Here is a 14,983-nt window from a genome sequence, read left to right on the forward strand (position 1 = left end):
TTACTTTCTGCTTGACTGTCTCTAGGTCTAGATGAGGACAGGCTTGCGTTACTTGACTCCTGTACATTTATCTTTGCCAAAGTTCTCTCTATTTAATACTCTACTACCTCTGACCACAACTTAGTATCATCAAACTTTTAACTCAATGATTTTTATGCGGTTGCCCTGCGTCAGCAATCGAACCAATTGCTCCTTCATCTACTTTAGCGTTGACTGTTAGATTACTCTGCTGGGCATCTTCAATTTCTAGTAAAAAGGCAATTACCCCCTGCTGGAGCCGTTCTTTTTCTTGGCGTTGGAAATCTGCCTCCGCTTGACGCAACCGCGATTGTTCTTCCAAAGCGGTAGCTGAAGCATTCACACTATCTGCCATCTGGTTGAATGTCATGGCTAACTGCCCGACTTCATCGGTGGCAAAAATTTCTGCTCTGGCGGTGCGATCGCCACTAGAAAATTCTTGAGCCGTATGCCGCAGTCTTTCAATGGGCTTAGGAATAGCTCGTCTCAAAATTATTGCCCAAGCTGTAATCACAATTATTGCCAAAATTAGTACGGTTAATTCTTGCAATAAGCTTTGGTTAAGGAGTTCGTTGAGGGCGTTTTCACTTGTTCCTCGCACCAAAATTGCTACCGCTTCATCACTATTAGGTAAAGCAACAGAACCGCTTGCTTCTTCTCTAGTCAGATTTGGTAAAGTTTTGGCTGCTACAGTGTAGGTTTGACCGTCAACTTCTAAGCGTTTTGTCACGGATTTGCCATCTGCCTTCAAGGCGGCTGCCATTAAAGATACATCTTGCAAAGCAACATTCGGCACGGCTTTTGCTAAATTACTTGTTTGTCCTTGGTTTAAAGCCGTTGCTAGAGCAAACTCTTTTGTGGTCGGTTTGTGCATATACACAGCACTGTAGCCGCCGCCAAAGGCTTTGAGTGTTTCTTTGACGATTGGCAAGTTTGCCGTTAGCTATATCTCCCGAAACCAAAGCACCAGTTACCTGCCCAGTTGCAGGATCTTTTACTGCGGTCACTGTATAGCGAATCAAAGCATTATACCTGCGGGTAGCGGCGGCGCTTCTTTTTGCAAGTCGCTCCATTTGACCACCGCACTAGCTTTAATTTGTCTTGGATCGTTTAAAACTTCTTTAACCAAATTATTAGGGTTAAAAACTTCTCCTTGACGATTAGCATTAGCTCCACTAAGGATGCGTAGATCCCTGCCTACTAAAGTTGCATACTCAATTTTTCTAGCTTTAACTTCGTTTTTGAGGATTTTATTAACCTGAGTTTGCAACTCATTAGATATAGGTTTGCCTGCCGCCGCAGCTTTTGCGGCATTAACTATCGCTGGGTTATCTGATTGACCGCGAAAACCAAACCCCATCTGGTTGATTTTGATATTGTAGTTAATCTCGGTAGCTGCTACTTCTGATGTTGCTTGGTTGAGTAGCTGGTTTCTTAGACCTGTATCGATAATATGTCTTGCTCCCGCGCCTATGGCAATTACAGAGAATACTTCTGAGGCTAGTAAGGCAATAAGTTGTTTGCGGCTAATTGGTAAGTTGTAGAACCACTGTAGGGGCGATTTTTTCTTGCGTGGCGATACTTTTGGCTGTACCTGTTCTTAGGTCTTATTATCTGGGAGTAGCTGTAACTTGTCCGCAGCCTCTGCTGGTGTTTCTAAAAAACCGCTTTGGGGGATATCTAATACCTTCTAAGGCTTTAAGAGCGATCGCTTCCATAGAACCTGTAAGATCGGCAGCAATTACTTCTTGATAAACTGCTTTTGCTTGGCTGATTTTATCAGATTGCTCTAAAACTGTGGCTAAACTAATTTTACTTACTAAATCGCTAGGATCTTGCTCAACTTCTACTTTGGGAGATTCAATTAGCGATTCGAGATCTTGAGAAGTTGTATTATAAATATTGTTGTTTGTAGTTGTCATGGGTTAAGTACCAAGTTGCTAGGATAAGTTAGGTTATGAATACTATTAAGAACTCCTTGACCGTCAATAACATCATAGTTATTTCCTTCAAAAGCTACGCTGGTTGCTTCTAAGCATTGATTTGTTGAGTTAGCATTAAAGCTTAAAGACTGAAGTGCTAAATCTAAAGAGATTATTCCTTTTAAAACCGAGACTACACAGCCTACTTGCTGCTCAGAATTTCTATTACTTAATACTAAAAGAGTTAAAGTATCTTGCGATCGCCTAGTTTTTGGCTCTGGAGCTATCTGAAATAAATCGCTCAAATCCAAAACCCATAGCAATTTACCACGCTGATTTACTACACCAATTAAAGCAAAAGAAACTCCTGGGACTGGGCAAATTTCTCCGTAGGTCAAAGATATGACTTCTTCGGTACTTTGTAGAAGAAATAAAATATTTTTCGATTGGCGCAATTGTCCGTAAAAATAATCCTCGATCATAACGATAGTTAATTAAGATGCTTGCAAACGGTTTGCACTAAATTATTAGGAGCAAAAGGTTTGGTGATGTAGTCATTCCCTCCCTGACGCAATGCCCAAAACTGATCGAATTCTTGGTCTTTCGACGAACAAAATACAATTGGTATATCTTTAAACTGGGGGTTGTTTCTAATTTGTCAGCAAAGATATAAACCACTAATTCCAGGCATAACAATATCTAAAACAATTAAGTCAGGCTGACCATTTTCTGCCAGCCAAACAAGAGCAGATTCGGCAGAGTCTGCTAAAGCAACTTTTAATCCAGATTGTTGCAGCAACAAAACAATCAAACGTTGTTCGGCGCGCGAATCTTCTACTACTAATAAGGTTTTCATTAATTTATTTGCATTTGTGATGACTTGATTAATTCGTTGACAGTATTTAGTAATTGCTCTGGCTGAAATGGCTTGTTAATGTAGTTTGTTGCCCCTACCATCCGCGCGCGAATTCTATCTACTAGCCCATCTCTCCCCGTCAGCATGACAATAGGAACTTCTTTTAACGCAGTTGATAAGCGCAACATTCGACAAAGTTCATATCCATCTATTTCTGGCATCGAAATATCCATTAGTACCAAGTTAGGCTTATCGCGCACTAGCATTGTTAGCACTCCTGCGGGTTCCATTAGTTCTAAAACCCGATAGCCAGACGATTCAAGGATTAGTTTTACATTACGCTGAACAGTTTTACTGTCATCAATACAAGCAACTACGAGCCGTTGGTCATTTTGAGCGCTACGGTAAGGGTGAACGCCCATAATATCTGTGTGAATTAATGGATGCACGAAGCTAGCTAGTTTTAAAACATCCATTTTCAACTGATGCGCTACTTCGTAGAAGCAAAGATTTTTGCTCAAAATGTTAGTTAATAAATCGATTTGCTGGGGGTTACCAGTTTTAAGTTGAGAAACAGCTTGGGGGAACTTTTGAATATCTTTTATATAAGGTCGATGGTAAGGAGATTTAATTTCTGTTTGAATTTGTTTCCATTGATTAAGTGGATTTTGTAAGGATGCAGCAATCTGGTGGATGGAAACAGATAGTAATAACGGATCTAAGCCAATTCTTTTATCAAATCCTAATTGAACATCAGGTAAAATAAGTGATTGTAAAATAGCCTCTTGAGATAATAAAAAAAGTAGCTGACGAACTTGCTGTAACGATAGCTGACCCGATTGCCAACAATGACACAGATATTGATAATCTGAGGTAAAGTTACTTATTTCAACAGATTCTAGTCGGGGTGCAAAAGATACGCAAGGCGTTCTTGTTGTCCTACAGCGCTATTAGCAAAGTGAATTTGTCCGCTACCTACATAAATTTGCCAAAACAAAGAATTAGAATTAGGATCGTGGATTGTTAGCTGCCCGGAAAGCTTTTTTTTACTGATGTCTTGCAAAGCTCTGGCTACTGAGATATTTTTAGAGGCAGATCTAGTTGACTTAGGTTGCGGTTCAACGGTTTCAGCCATTGGGAAAACTCCTATAGCAGGATACATAAAACTAGACTTATCTTAAGTAAGAATAGACAACTCAAGCTTTGTAGTAAGGCAATGACTTTAGAATTACTATGCCAACTTTAAACAAACTGAGTTACTTCTAAAAGTACCGCTACCTGCAATAACTTTGTAACCGAGATTATACTGATAACTTGATTGACGAGCGCCTAGTATCAGGGAAATTACTATAGGAAGTTTTCGGCAAATTATTGATAAGTTAAGCTAGATAATCAGGGAGATCGCTTAAAAAATAGCTTGGTGATTATAGATTTTAGTTATTTATAGTTGCAAAGCCATTAGAAATCTAAGTAGATTTATTTTTATATAAATATTTTGTAATCTTTGGTAAGAGCCTAAAAAGCAGAGCGATCGCTCATTTCTGGCACTTTGAGTTGTTGTAAAAAGAACTCCTCTAAGGAAGGACGAGACAAATGTAAGGTAATAATACGGAGGTCAAGGGCGGATAAATTCGCTAAAAATTCATCAATATTTTTGGTGAGAATTTGACCGTGCCAGTAGTTATCTCGTTCTTTAGTAAAATCAAATACCCATTTACTAAGTAAATCCAAATTACCACCTTGAGCTTTGATATGGTAGACATTGGCTGTACCTAAAAGCTCGTCGATAGAGCCACTACAAATCAATTTTCCTTGAGCAAGGATAGCAACGCGATCGCAAATTTGTTCTACTTCCGATAAAATATGGCTGTTGAAAAAAATTGTTTTGCCTTGCTGCTTAAGAGACAAAATAATATTCCGCATTTGGTAGCGTCCGAGCGGGTCAAGTCCTGACATTGGCTCGTCCAAAAATACTAATTCTGGGTCATTAATCAAAGCTTGCGCCATCCCCACACGCTGAAGCATACCTTTAGAGTATTGACGCATCTGTTTTTTACGGGCGGCGGTTTGGGGTAATCCGACTAATTCTAGGAGTTGAGGAATACGCAATCGCTGAACTTCTGCCGGAATTTGAAAAAGTCCCGCCGTCATTTGCAAGCATTCCCAGCCAGTCAAATAGTCGTAGAAATAGGCATTTTCTGGCAAATAGCCCAAGCGCTGCTTAACAGTGCGACTTCCCAAAGGATGATTCAACAGCAGCCCGCCTCCCGAAGTTGGGCGGATAATGCCCAAAAGTAGCTTTAATAAAGTAGTTTTTCCGGCTCCATTTGGACCTAATAGCCCAAAAGTCTCCCCTGAAAAGACACTAAGAGAGCAGCGTTGAAGGGAAGCAATTTTTTGATTTAGCCAAAAACCAGTGCGATAGACTTTACTAAGATCGAACGTTTGGACTACCGTCGGGCGTTCTTGTAGATTGGGTAGCTCGGCTGAGTCGGTAATTGACTTCATTTAACTTGTAAAAATGTCTCGTAAAATATCTAATATAGGCTCGAATAGCAAGGAAATAAATGGATCGTTCAAAAATTGTTGCCGTAGTTACAGGTGCGATCGCGCTGCTGTTGGGAATTGTCTACTTAGTAATTGTCCAATTTCTGGACTTTCGCGGTGAAATGCTGCCAGCCCCCCAAACGATGACGATCCAGAGCATCACACTAGCGGCTAAGTATTTTTGGTTGTAGTTGTATTAATCTTAAAAAAGAGGCAACCTACTGGTCGCCCCTTTGCCATTAGCAAAACTCAATCTATGTTGTTACTAGGGGCGAAAATAGCCTCGTATCTGGCGAATAAGTCCATGAAATCCCTTCAGGATCGCGGGTTTGCGTCCATGCAGAAAAATCTGGATCGTCTCTACGCTTGTAGATTGTGCTGGAATGGACATCAAGCCGTTTAGCAAGTTCCGATTGAATCAAACCGATAGTTGATTGGTCTTGCGCTTGAGAATGTTCTTCAACTTCATTAGCAGGTAATGAGGGAGTAACTACCAATTCTGGAGAGGTTTTGGGAGTATTTGCCGTTTCTTTTACTTCTTCTAACTGAGGTACAGGTTCGCTTTCATCTAAAATATTGCCGAGAATACTTGCAGTAATAAAGTAATACACGGCATCTTGGCGATCGTAATTGCGGCATTGAGCGCCGAATTGATGAGCTTTTGTATCTAGATAGCGTTTAGCTGTTGCCCCACTAAAGTTAGCTTTCATAGCCAAATCGAGGGGAGTAATTGCCCCTTGATTGAGTTGAATCAGATTGTAAAAAAGCGGGTCAACTTGTTTGCTCCATTTTTGCCATTGGTATTGCTGCCAAATATTTAACCCTACACTAAGCAAAAGTAGAAATAGGATAATTGGCCAAGTGGCAAACAGGAAAATAATTAAAATTGCGATCGGCAAGAGGACTAAGAGAAATCCACTATTATTGTTGTTATCTATTGCTTGTTCAGTCATGCCTGTGTTTGCAAATTGACTTGCTGGCAAATCAATTTAATTTTTGCCTATATTGGCAACTTTTGCTAACTGTTTTGGCAAAAATTGACAAATTTGTTTTTGCCCAATTGTTAAATAGTGGCTGAAAACTCCATCAGTGTTACTTCCCAGACTAAACGCGGTTGGACAAAATTAAGCAAATACTTGCGGGCTGTTTCTAGTTGAGCCAGAGGAGGAGCAGAAGTTTTGCCAGATAAATATTGCTGCCAATACTCTTGTTGGAGATAATCTAAGAGCCATAGCTGTTCTTCTAGCTCTAATTTGCCGACTTGACGAGCGAGTTCTAAGGCGTTGCGCAGAGATGATTTAGGCAGTTGACCCAAGTTTTGTAACAATTCGCTGGGAATTTCTTGACAGATTTTTACCGCAGAAATTGCATTTCCAGGGCTACCTTGACAAGTTGCTAATATTGCAGGATTTTGCTGCAATATTGATTCGTGACCAGTTTGGTTTAGAACTTGGGATAATGCTTCAGGACTAAGGCGATAGAAAGGGATTTTTTGACAGCGCGATCCTAAAGTAGGCAATAATGATTCGGCGCTGGGAGCAATTAAAATTATGGTCGCTTGTCCTGGTTCTTCGAGGGTTTTGAGTAAAGCATTAGCGGCAGATTCTGCCATAGCTTCAGCTTTTTCGATAACTACCACAGAACGAGGAGACTTCGCACTGCGGCGGCTGAGAAATTGAGCAATTTCGCGAATTTGCTCGGTACGAATAATTGGCGGTGCTTTGCGTTTGAGCTTTTTTTCGGCGGCTTCAGCAGCACTGTAACGTTGCCCTTGGTAAACATAGGTTGGTTCTACCCAAAGTACGTCGGGGTGAGTACCTTGGCGCAAGCGATTTTGGATTGCGGCGCGATCTAAGGCTGTGAGGTGCTGGCAAAATATTTGTTCAATAAAACACCGCGCTGCCAAACTCCGCCCGATTCCATCTATGCCAGTAAATAAATAAGCAGGAGCAATCCGATTTTGGCTAACAGCTTGATTAAGTAATTCAACAGCTTGGGGTTGTCCGATTAAGGGGGCAAAAAAATTCATCGCGCTTAGATAAGGTGTTGCTGTAAAACTGCTCTAATTTGCGCTTGTACGGCTTGCTCGTCCAAATTCGCATCTACGCGCTTAATTCGATGGGGGAAAGCTTGCGCCAACTGATTGTAGCCCTCCTGTACTCGCCTATGAAAGGCTAAATCTGCTTGCTCAATTCGGTCAGCTACGCCTCGCAGTCGCGTCCTAGGCAAACTTAACTCCACATCAATATCTAGCCAGATAGTCAGGTCGCTTTCTAACCCATTGGTAGCAAAAAAGTTGAGTTGGTCGATGATCGAGCGCGGCAAACCCCTACCGTAACCTTGATACGCAATAGTTGAATCGGTATAGCGATCGCATAAAACTATTGCTTCGCGCTCTAGGTGGGCAATTAGCACTTCTTGGACGTGCTGGGCGCGATCGGCAGCGTACAATAATAATTCGGCGGCTGGAAAAATTGGCTGTTGGTTTTTTAAAGAAAGCAACAACTGACGCAAACCCAACCCTAATTCTGTATCTCCTGGTTCGCGGGTTGTAACTATTTTTTTTGTAGGAAAAGTATCTTGCAACCACAATTGCGACTTATGCAACTGGGTAGTTTTGCCACAACCTTCTACTCCTTCAAATACGATTAATTTGCCAGTCATGACTTAGACATTTTGATTAAATTTTTATCTTCATCAAGGTATCCCACGTGCTGCAACCCGTTAATTCGTCTTTGCAGATGGGTAAATTCGATAGTATGGAATTGATCGGATTATTACAATGTATAAAATATATGGCTCGTTACACTTGTTCTTTCATTGTGGCATCTGGAAATAATCGTAATTTACGGCAATCAATTAAGGAGATCCTGCTTAGTTGTAGCTTAGATATTATCTACGATCAGAGTGAATATATCATGGCACGGGAGATTCCTGGCAAAGTATCTTTAGCCAAGCTCGTGTCCGTAGAAGTACTGATTGATAGTACCACCGCTACCGAATCAAAAACGCGGGTGAGCTTAGTTGTGAAAAACGAGGAATTACCTTTGCAAGTTGCCAATCACTGCTATCAGGTATTTGAGCGCGTCAATAGCGCAATCTCTCTCAATCAAAACTGGCAGAGCATAGAAAGTATGGCTATTTGAGCCAGCAACTTCTAAGCTATAGTCTACTCATCAAAATCTGGCATCATATTAGGTCCAATCAACGTAACATCAAACTCGTCGGTTGGTAACGATGGCATAGTATCCCGGCTAAGTAGATAATATATTGCCCGGACTTGAGGACCGAAAATAATCTCATCTTGATTTTTCAAGTCGTGTGCCAATATTTTTCGCCCGTTAATTAGCATTCCATTGGCACTAGGTTTGCCTTTAGAATCACCGTCAACGATGCGATAGTAACAACTACCGTCTTCTTTAGGTAGCTGGACTAACGTGGCATGACGACGGGAAACAAACTGTGAAAATAACCGAATATCACAACGGGTATCTCTACCAATAGAATAAACAGAACCATCAAGTAAAAATTGCTTACGTCCCTGATCGTCTTCAATAATTAGTAAATGCCTCTGGTTGTTTTGGGAAGCCATTGAAGAAAGGGTAAGAAAATAGTTTAGGGATTAAGGACTGGTACTTTTCCGCCGCGTAGCGGTTTTAGTAGTTAAACTACAGTCTCAAATTTTATCTTGACTTAGTTTAACCTCAATTGAGCAAAAAATTTAGAGAACAGCTTCGATCGAAACTTGGGCTAGGAATCAAGTAAGAGATACCTCCCACTATAAAACGCTTGGGTGCTTATAGTTAAGCAAGTCAAGGGCGTTTTTTTGGTTAACAATCTCAACTTTTTGCAAGCTGCTATTTTTTCTATCTAAGTCTGGGAAATACACCTGCACAAATCCGGTTTACCTCACCTTCAAGTCCTTACAGGTCAAGCATTATAGAGAAGTAAAGCAAATTAATCAGTTCAAGCTTCTATGACCCTAATTCGTTGGCAACCCATCTCAGAAAGAGAAACTCTCCGCCGACAAATGGATCGGCTTTTTGGAGAAATGCGTAGTATTAACACCGAAGTTCAAGCTTCTTATTGGCAGCCAGCTATTGAACTCCAAGATACAGAAGAAAGTATAATTTTGCGGAGTCTCCTACCAGGAATTGAGGCAAAAGACTTAGATATCCAGGTAACAAGAGAAGCTGTAGTAATTAAGGGCGAACATCGCCCACAGCAAAACTACCTGCGCTCTGAGTTTCGTTACGGCAAATTTCAGCGTGTAGTTGCTTTACCTGTAGCAGTGCAAAATGATCGCGTAACTGCTGAGTTTAAAGATGGTATCTTGACTTTGACTTTACCAAAATTAGTTGACGAACGTCGTAAGGTAGTTAAGGTCAACCTAGCAGAAGCGACAACATCGCCAAACACCGCTAACGAAATGCAATCAGACGCAACTGCATAAAAATTAAAGTTGGCTAATTTGCTTCGCCCCATAGTTACGCGCTATGGGGCGCTATGCTTTAACCAGACGATAAACTTAAAAACGGTTGAAAAAAGCAATTACTTTTCTCTGCCAAACGTACCCAGCATTAACTAAGTTATGGAGCAAAATTTGCCAACAGAAATTATATTGACGCACCCCCGTCAATGTCTGGGAAATGTTCAACTAGATTGGACACCCCAACCAGGTAATTATGTTGATGTTGGAGATAAAACCTATGCTGTTTTAGAACGCCGTCACCGCTACCATTTGAGGGCAGGGCGCTATAAATTGCACAAGATTGCGCTATTTGTTCAATTGGCGCAAAGACCCACTGAGAATAGCCTTGTAGAGGGTCGCTGGGTAATTGGCGATGCGAGTTGTCGCTTCAATGCTCATTCAGAAATTATCCGTTGTGCGGTTAATCCCGAAGGACTTTGTAACGGCTGTCGTTTTTACGAACAAGATGAATCTGTTAGGGCGGCAATACTTCCCCCACCGTCAAACGATTCCCATTAACAAAATCCGTGCCAGACTGGGGCTTTTTGCCTGCTAACTGGACTTCCTTTAATAACAATATTCCTGCACCCGTCCCGATTGCTGCGCCCATGCCTTTGACAATACCGACAACTGTACCCGGAGGGGTGGGATGGGCTATTTCTATGGCATCAGTATCTAAGGGAGCAGTAGCCAAAATTTTGAGTAACTGACCGCGAAAAGTAGTCGTACAGTTGGGAAAAAAGCCTCTGATTTGGTTATGCAAGGCGATCGCGCTTTTGTGCCAATCTAGAACATAGTCAGACTTTTGAATTAGCGGCGCATAAGTTGCCTGAGCATCGTCTTGAGGAATAGGAGTAATTTCCTGACGCTCCCATTTAACAAGAGTCTCCACTAATAAATCTGCCCCCAAGTCAGCTAACTTGTCAGCCAAAGTTTGAGCATTATCTGATAGTTCAATCGGGATTGTAGCCTTAAGCAACATTGCTCCCGTATCCATGCCTGCATCCATCAACATTATGGTGATGCCTGTTTGAGTTTCTCCATGATAAAGACACCACCCAATCGGTGCTGCACCGCGATACTTGGGCAAAATAGAACCATGAACGTTGATACATCCCAAACGCGGCATATCGAGAATTTCCTGAGACAGAATTTGTCCGTAGGCAATAACTACAAACACATCGGCATCTAAAGCTCTAAGTTGACTAAGAGCTTCCGCATCTTTTTTGATGCGCTGGGGTGAAAAAACAGGAATCTGTCTCGCTAATGCTGCACTTTTAACAGGTGAAGCCGTAGTTTGATTGCCGCGTCCCCGGCGTTTGTCTGGCTGAGTAACAACCGCCAAAACCTCAAACTTTGAATTTTCCAACAGACGCTCTAGGGTGGGGATGGCAAAGTTGGGAGTGCCAAAAAAGACGACTTTCATGATTAATAAAGGCGATTGTACCGTGGTACAGGCATTTTACCCGTACCTTGCTTTTCTTTACCTGCCAAAGTGGCGACTAGCCAACTGCATCGCATCAGCAATATCGCCATCGCGATCGCGATCGGCATCCAAAAAAGCATTTAATACTGGATTTGTGCCGCCTTGGGGATTTTGAGTAGGAGTACCCGATCGCAACATATTCAATACTACAGGTATGAGCATGGGTAGCATTTGTTGAACTATGCCCATATTTAGACCTGTTTTGCTGGCTACTTCTGCCACAATTTGTTCTATTTGGCTGCCAGAAAATAACGAATTAACTGCTTGAGAATTAGGCTCCGTACCACTGTATTGGTTAACAATATTTTGGGCTTCCCCCGCTCCACCTTGCGATCGCTTTTGCTGCAAAGCACCGCGCACGTAGTTGCCAACAATCGATAAAGCCGATTGAGTGGCGCTAGGATCGGCTCCAAAACCATTACTTAGTTGTTGCATAGTGCTGAGATTGCTATTTATTTGACTAGCATCACCTTGGCGATCGCTGCTATCTATAGCGTTGATAATTTGGTCGAATAGTCCCATAGGTTTTACCTCGTAATATTGCGATCGCCCTATCTTACATGATTGAGACTTTTTACCTCTAGCTAATAGTCAAGTTTGATTACTGTCTGCTCTTAGAAAGACTAGAATCATAATTATTGCTGCCTTGCCATAACTAAACTATGCCCCTATCGCGCCTATTGACGCTGATTATTGGTTTAACCCTGATTCTAGGGTTAATGCTGTGGCTAGTTAATTCTTTGTACTGGCTCTATAGCTACACTGCTTTTACTCAGCCTTTTTTAGCCAATGTATTGCTGCTATTGCTGATTGCCTTGCTTGCAGCAATAATTGGCGTATTTGTCTATTATGTTTTGCTATTTAGAAAAGGTGGAAAGAAGTCGTCACAGCGTCGTCAACCGCTATCTTGGAAAGCTTTGGGGAGGGAACAACCTGCTTCCCCAAACTTTCCGCAGGTTCCCATCGTCAAAACCGAAGCGGCAGAAGAAACTCTCCGCGCCATTAGGCAACAAGTAGCCCAAATTCAAGATGAAGTCGCCAAACGAGCTTTATTAAGTCGTTCCCAAGAAATTGAAGCAACGCTATCTCGCGGTGAATTGCAAGTAGTAGTATTTGGGACGGGTTCGGCGGGTAAAACTTCCTTGGTAAATGCCTTAATCGGGCGCATTATAGGTAAAGTTGACGCGCCGATGGGAACGACAGAAGTAGGAGAAACTTACAGCCTCAGATTAAAAGGGATGAGTCGGGAAATATTGATTACCGATACCCCAGGCATTTTAGAAGCGGGAGTAGCAGGAACCGAGCGCGAAAAATTAGCGCGTCAATTAGCAACGGGGTCAGATTTACTATTATTTGTGGTTGATAATGACCTGCGAAACTCAGAATACCAGCCATTACAGACCTTAGCTGAAATTGGTAAGCGATCGCTAATTGTCCTCAATAAAATCGATCTCTATACGGAAAGCGATACCGAAACAATTATTGCGCGTCTGCGCGAACGAGTGCGCGGTTTTATTAAACCAACAGACATTGTGGCTATTTCTGCCAACCCGCAAAGCGTTACCCTAGAAAATGGCGAAATTTTTCATCCCGAACCGGAGATTCTCCCCTTACTCCGGCGCATGGCGGCGGTACTAAGAGCGGAGGGCGAAGATTTAGTTGCAGATAACATTTTGCTGCAATCCCAACGTCTAGGAGATGAAGCGCGCAAACTTATTGATTCCCAACGTCGCCGTCAAGCAGAAAAAGTCGTAGATCGTTTTGCTTGGATTGGGGCGGGAGTAGTTTCCGTCACTCCTTTACCAGTCGTCGATTTATTGGCAACGGCGGCGGTAAATGCCCAAATGGTTGTAGAAATCGGTAAAATCTACGGCTGCGAGTTAAATTTAGAGCGAGGACGAGAATTAGCGATGTCTTTAGCTAAAACTTTGGCAAGTTTGGGTATTGTCAAAGGCGCAATTCAACTATTATCCACAGTCTTACAATTTAATTTCGCCACAATTGTTGTCGGTAAAGCAATTCAAGGGGTAACGGCGGCTTACTTAACCCGAATTGCGGGCAGAAGTTTTATTGAGTATTTTCGTCACGACCAAGACTGGGGAGATGGTGGCATTACTGAAGTAGTTCAAAGGCAGTTCGAGCTTAATCGCCGTGATGAATTTATGCAAGAATTTATCCAGCAAGCGATTTCTAGAGTAATCAAACCTCTAACAGATAGTCAAAAGTTGAAGTAGATTCCCAAGATAGCGAACTCTAATATTTTATGAACATGAAAGCTAAAGTAGTTAAATTAACTCTTTATCCTCTGTTTTAGCTAATATTTATTTTTGGAAATGGAGTTTCTATAGCGCTAACACCTTTGTGCTATTCCAAAAATATTTTGATAGTAAGCTAAAATTGTTTCTACTTGTTCTTGGCTTTGCTTCTTAGCGGTAGGTAGTTGAATTTGTAAGCTTTCAACCTGGCTATCATCGTAATTAAACTCTGTTCCAGATGCAGGTAACAAATTGGTTTCTACTCCTTCTACTTGACATAGATGAGCGGCAACTTCCCTATACATTGCCAAAGGTAAGTTGGGAAATCGAACTGTTAAATTTGCTTGGTTATTTTGACTGCTTTTATCCATTTTTAGTTAGCTGCTACCGGAGCTACAGGAACCGTAGGTGGCAGTTCTGGAAACGAAATATTTGTCTTTAGGGTATTGATATTCTGGGTTGACGTTGACGTACTGATATTTGGCGGTGGTGGGGAAGGTATTGCTGCCGTTGGCGTGCTGATATTTGGCGATGGTGGATAAGGAACCGCCGCCGTTGGTGATGGGGTTTGGCTTGGGGTTGGTTCGCCTACAGCTTTAGAAACTTCAACGCCGTATTGCTCTAAAATTACCAGTGGCTCTGCGCCTGCATTTAATTCAATTCTTTTGACTAACACTTGCCCGTTTGATAGCCTTTGCCCCACTTGGACGTAGCGGCTTGTTGCTTCGCTAGGTACTTGGACAATTGCTTGAGTTTGTTCGCCGATTTGAACTACACCCATAACGATGACATTGTTCGCCAAATCTGTTTCTGGCATTGCTGGTGGCAAGGCGGGTTGTAAATTATTATCTGGTAGCGCCGTATTAGGCGGTAATGGAATATTTTGAGTTGAAGTAGGTGTTCTATTGCTTGAACTTCCCTGATTTGTGGTCGTCCGTGAATTGTTAATAACTACAGAACTAGGTCTTGACTGTCTAGTATTTACTTTGCTAGAGGAAGTTTGAGTCTTAGTAGTTTGCCTAGAGGAAACTGTAGGCGAACTAACTACTTGTGGAGCTTGGGTAGGAGCATTATTATTTGGAGTATTGCCCGCGCTTGTTGGGGGTACAGGTACAGGTACAAACAATGCTGTAAAAGGATCTCGATTACCTTTTGCTACTTGTTTGGTACGCTGGTTTGCATTAGTTGGTTGAATTAATCCTGGCGCTAAAAATGCTGGATTATTGGGGTTTTGTGCCACCAAAGGCGGTTTGGCTGCGCTTGATGGCGACACTACTACAGGTGGCGTAGATGGCGGTGGTGCGGGATTGGTACTTTGCTGAGTAGTTGACGATGGACACCCAGTTATCGTTAAAGCGAGCATTCCCAAAAATGCTGTTGTTGAGATTCGGCGCATAATTTCACTAATATAGTTTTAATAATGACAAG

The 14,983-nt window shown here is 42.0% G+C and carries 20 protein-coding genes and 1 pseudogene; 5 read left to right on the top strand and 16 right to left on the bottom strand.

Translation table 11 applies throughout. The annotated features are described in order from the left end of the window. Positions 1-142: 142 nt before the first annotated feature. The 8 genes and pseudogenes from AC2VE5_RS14500 to AC2VE5_RS14535 form a co-directional block, all read right to left on the bottom strand. Positions 143-949, bottom strand: coding sequence for a HAMP domain-containing protein (locus tag AC2VE5_RS14500; RefSeq protein ID WP_486888450.1), 807 nt, complete (start codon positions 947-949; stop codon positions 143-145). An 87-nt stretch (positions 950-1,036) separates the two neighbouring features. Beyond that, the gene (locus AC2VE5_RS14505; RefSeq protein ID WP_486888451.1) at positions 1,037-1,378 is read right to left on the bottom strand and encodes a hypothetical protein; all 342 of its coding nucleotides are present in this window, start codon (positions 1,376-1,378) and stop codon (positions 1,037-1,039) included. Positions 1,379-1,628: 250 nt separating this feature from the next. Then, positions 1,629-1,940 (bottom strand): hypothetical protein, encoded by a 312-nt coding sequence (locus AC2VE5_RS14510; protein WP_486888452.1) that lies wholly within the window; start codon positions 1,938-1,940, stop codon positions 1,629-1,631. Continuing rightward, a complete protein-coding gene (locus AC2VE5_RS14515) occupies positions 1,937-2,422 on the bottom strand; it encodes a chemotaxis protein CheW (RefSeq protein WP_486888453.1) in 486 nt (161 codons plus the stop codon). Before AC2VE5_RS14515 ends, AC2VE5_RS14510 begins: the two co-directional genes overlap by 4 nt. A gap of 8 nt (positions 2,423-2,430) precedes the next feature. Further along, positions 2,431-2,796, bottom strand: a pseudogene (locus AC2VE5_RS14520) (response regulator transcription factor). Continuing rightward, a complete protein-coding gene (locus AC2VE5_RS14525) occupies positions 2,796-3,317 on the bottom strand; it encodes a response regulator (protein WP_486888454.1) in 522 nt (173 codons plus the stop codon). Before AC2VE5_RS14525 ends, AC2VE5_RS14520 begins: the two are co-directional and overlap by 1 nt. Before the next feature lie 377 nt (positions 3,318-3,694). Next, on the bottom strand, positions 3,695-3,931 hold the full coding sequence (locus AC2VE5_RS14530) for a hypothetical protein (protein WP_486888455.1): 237 nt from the start codon (positions 3,929-3,931) through the stop codon (positions 3,695-3,697). A 380-nt stretch (positions 3,932-4,311) separates the two neighbouring features. Further along, a complete protein-coding gene (locus AC2VE5_RS14535) occupies positions 4,312-5,304 on the bottom strand; it encodes an ABC transporter ATP-binding protein (RefSeq protein ID WP_486888456.1) in 993 nt (330 codons plus the stop codon). A 59-nt stretch (positions 5,305-5,363) separates the two neighbouring features. Between AC2VE5_RS14535 and AC2VE5_RS14540 the strand changes: the two genes are divergently transcribed. After that, a complete protein-coding gene (locus tag AC2VE5_RS14540) occupies positions 5,364-5,534 on the top strand; it encodes a hypothetical protein (RefSeq protein WP_486888457.1) in 171 nt (56 codons plus the stop codon). 63 nt (positions 5,535-5,597) lie between these two features. Here the strand turns inward: AC2VE5_RS14540 and AC2VE5_RS14545 are convergent, their stop codons facing one another. From AC2VE5_RS14545 to tmk, 3 genes are all read right to left on the bottom strand, one after another. Next, entirely contained in the window at positions 5,598-6,326 is a 729-nt protein-coding gene (locus AC2VE5_RS14545) for a hypothetical protein (RefSeq protein WP_486888458.1), read from the bottom strand. Positions 6,327-6,406: 80 nt separating this feature from the next. Continuing rightward, positions 6,407-7,372, bottom strand: a complete 966-nt coding sequence (gene holB, locus AC2VE5_RS14550) for a DNA polymerase III subunit delta' (protein WP_486888459.1) — start codon at positions 7,370-7,372, stop codon at positions 6,407-6,409. 5 nt (positions 7,373-7,377) lie between these two features. After that, positions 7,378-8,007, bottom strand: a complete 630-nt coding sequence (gene tmk / locus AC2VE5_RS14555) for a dTMP kinase (protein WP_486888460.1) — start codon at positions 8,005-8,007, stop codon at positions 7,378-7,380. Positions 8,008-8,138: 131 nt separating this feature from the next. On the opposite strand from tmk, the gene AC2VE5_RS14560 reads away from it, so the two are divergent. Further along, on the top strand, positions 8,139-8,489 hold the full coding sequence (locus tag AC2VE5_RS14560) for a hypothetical protein (RefSeq protein WP_486888461.1): 351 nt from the start codon (positions 8,139-8,141) through the stop codon (positions 8,487-8,489). A 23-nt stretch (positions 8,490-8,512) separates the two neighbouring features. Here the strand turns inward: AC2VE5_RS14560 and AC2VE5_RS14565 are convergent, their stop codons facing one another. Continuing rightward, complete coding sequence (locus AC2VE5_RS14565) at positions 8,513-8,935, bottom strand: FHA domain-containing protein (protein ID WP_486888462.1); 423 nt, start codon at positions 8,933-8,935, stop codon at positions 8,513-8,515. A 384-nt stretch (positions 8,936-9,319) separates the two neighbouring features. On the opposite strand from AC2VE5_RS14565, the gene AC2VE5_RS14570 reads away from it, so the two are divergent. Then, on the top strand, positions 9,320-9,796 hold the full coding sequence (locus AC2VE5_RS14570; protein ID WP_486888463.1) for an Hsp20/alpha crystallin family protein: 477 nt from the start codon (positions 9,320-9,322) through the stop codon (positions 9,794-9,796). Positions 9,797-9,934: 138 nt separating this feature from the next. After that, positions 9,935-10,333: a DUF6464 family protein gene (locus tag AC2VE5_RS14575; RefSeq protein WP_486888464.1), complete on the top strand. Its 399-nt coding sequence runs from the start codon at positions 9,935-9,937 to the stop codon at positions 10,331-10,333. Here AC2VE5_RS14575 and fmt read toward each other — a convergent pair. Together fmt and AC2VE5_RS14585 are read right to left on the bottom strand one after the other, a co-directional pair. Next, positions 10,290-11,240, bottom strand: a complete 951-nt coding sequence (fmt, locus tag AC2VE5_RS14580; protein ID WP_486888465.1) for a methionyl-tRNA formyltransferase — start codon at positions 11,238-11,240, stop codon at positions 10,290-10,292. The two genes, AC2VE5_RS14575 and fmt, sit on opposite strands and share 44 nt — an antisense overlap. A 57-nt stretch (positions 11,241-11,297) precedes the next feature. Next, positions 11,298-11,822, bottom strand: a complete 525-nt coding sequence (locus AC2VE5_RS14585) for a DUF937 domain-containing protein (RefSeq protein ID WP_486888466.1) — start codon at positions 11,820-11,822, stop codon at positions 11,298-11,300. A gap of 140 nt (positions 11,823-11,962) precedes the next feature. Between AC2VE5_RS14585 and AC2VE5_RS14590 the strand changes: the two genes are divergently transcribed. Continuing rightward, positions 11,963-13,534, top strand: coding sequence for a YcjF family protein (locus tag AC2VE5_RS14590; RefSeq protein WP_486888467.1), 1,572 nt, complete (start codon positions 11,963-11,965; stop codon positions 13,532-13,534). Positions 13,535-13,650: 116 nt separating this feature from the next. On the opposite strand, the gene AC2VE5_RS14595 is transcribed toward AC2VE5_RS14590, so the two are convergent. Together AC2VE5_RS14595 and AC2VE5_RS14600 are read right to left on the bottom strand one after the other, a co-directional pair. Beyond that, positions 13,651-13,926, bottom strand: coding sequence for a hypothetical protein (locus AC2VE5_RS14595; RefSeq protein ID WP_486888468.1), 276 nt, complete (start codon positions 13,924-13,926; stop codon positions 13,651-13,653). Positions 13,927-13,928: 2 nt separating this feature from the next. Then, positions 13,929-14,951 carry a hypothetical protein gene (locus AC2VE5_RS14600; protein WP_486888469.1) on the bottom strand — a complete coding sequence of 341 codons (1,023 nt, stop codon included), beginning with the start codon at positions 14,949-14,951 and terminating at the stop codon, positions 13,929-13,931. Positions 14,952-14,983 lie beyond the last annotated feature (32 nt).

It is taken from the genome of Aliterella sp. E5.1 (assembly GCF_057473825.1).

Coding starts and splice junctions, on each gene's coding strand:
- AC2VE5_RS14600 (WP_486888469.1), bottom strand. CDS start 14,951: ATGCGCCGAATCTCAACAACAGCATTTTTGGGAATGCTCGCTTTAACG.
- AC2VE5_RS14540 (WP_486888457.1), top strand. CDS start 5,364: ATGGATCGTTCAAAAATTGTTGCCGTAGTTACAGGTGCGATCGCGCTG.
- AC2VE5_RS14565 (WP_486888462.1), bottom strand. CDS start 8,935: ATGGCTTCCCAAAACAACCAGAGGCATTTACTAATTATTGAAGACGAT.
- AC2VE5_RS14530 (WP_486888455.1), bottom strand. CDS start 3,931: ATGGCTGAAACCGTTGAACCGCAACCTAAGTCAACTAGATCTGCCTCT.
- AC2VE5_RS14595 (WP_486888468.1), bottom strand. CDS start 13,926: ATGGATAAAAGCAGTCAAAATAACCAAGCAAATTTAACAGTTCGATTT.
- AC2VE5_RS14585 (WP_486888466.1), bottom strand. CDS start 11,822: ATGGGACTATTCGACCAAATTATCAACGCTATAGATAGCAGCGATCGC.
- AC2VE5_RS14535 (WP_486888456.1), bottom strand. CDS start 5,304: ATGAAGTCAATTACCGACTCAGCCGAGCTACCCAATCTACAAGAACGC.
- AC2VE5_RS14560 (WP_486888461.1), top strand. CDS start 8,139: ATGGCTCGTTACACTTGTTCTTTCATTGTGGCATCTGGAAATAATCGT.
- AC2VE5_RS14510 (WP_486888452.1), bottom strand. CDS start 1,940: ATGACAACTACAAACAACAATATTTATAATACAACTTCTCAAGATCTC.
- AC2VE5_RS14505 (WP_486888451.1), bottom strand. CDS start 1,378: ATGGGGTTTGGTTTTCGCGGTCAATCAGATAACCCAGCGATAGTTAAT.
- fmt (WP_486888465.1), bottom strand. CDS start 11,240: ATGAAAGTCGTCTTTTTTGGCACTCCCAACTTTGCCATCCCCACCCTA.
- AC2VE5_RS14590 (WP_486888467.1), top strand. CDS start 11,963: ATGCCCCTATCGCGCCTATTGACGCTGATTATTGGTTTAACCCTGATT.
- tmk (WP_486888460.1), bottom strand. CDS start 8,007: ATGACTGGCAAATTAATCGTATTTGAAGGAGTAGAAGGTTGTGGCAAA.
- AC2VE5_RS14515 (WP_486888453.1), bottom strand. CDS start 2,422: ATGATCGAGGATTATTTTTACGGACAATTGCGCCAATCGAAAAATATT.
- AC2VE5_RS14570 (WP_486888463.1), top strand. CDS start 9,320: ATGACCCTAATTCGTTGGCAACCCATCTCAGAAAGAGAAACTCTCCGC.
- holB (WP_486888459.1), bottom strand. CDS start 7,372: ATGAATTTTTTTGCCCCCTTAATCGGACAACCCCAAGCTGTTGAATTA.
- AC2VE5_RS14575 (WP_486888464.1), top strand. CDS start 9,935: ATGGAGCAAAATTTGCCAACAGAAATTATATTGACGCACCCCCGTCAA.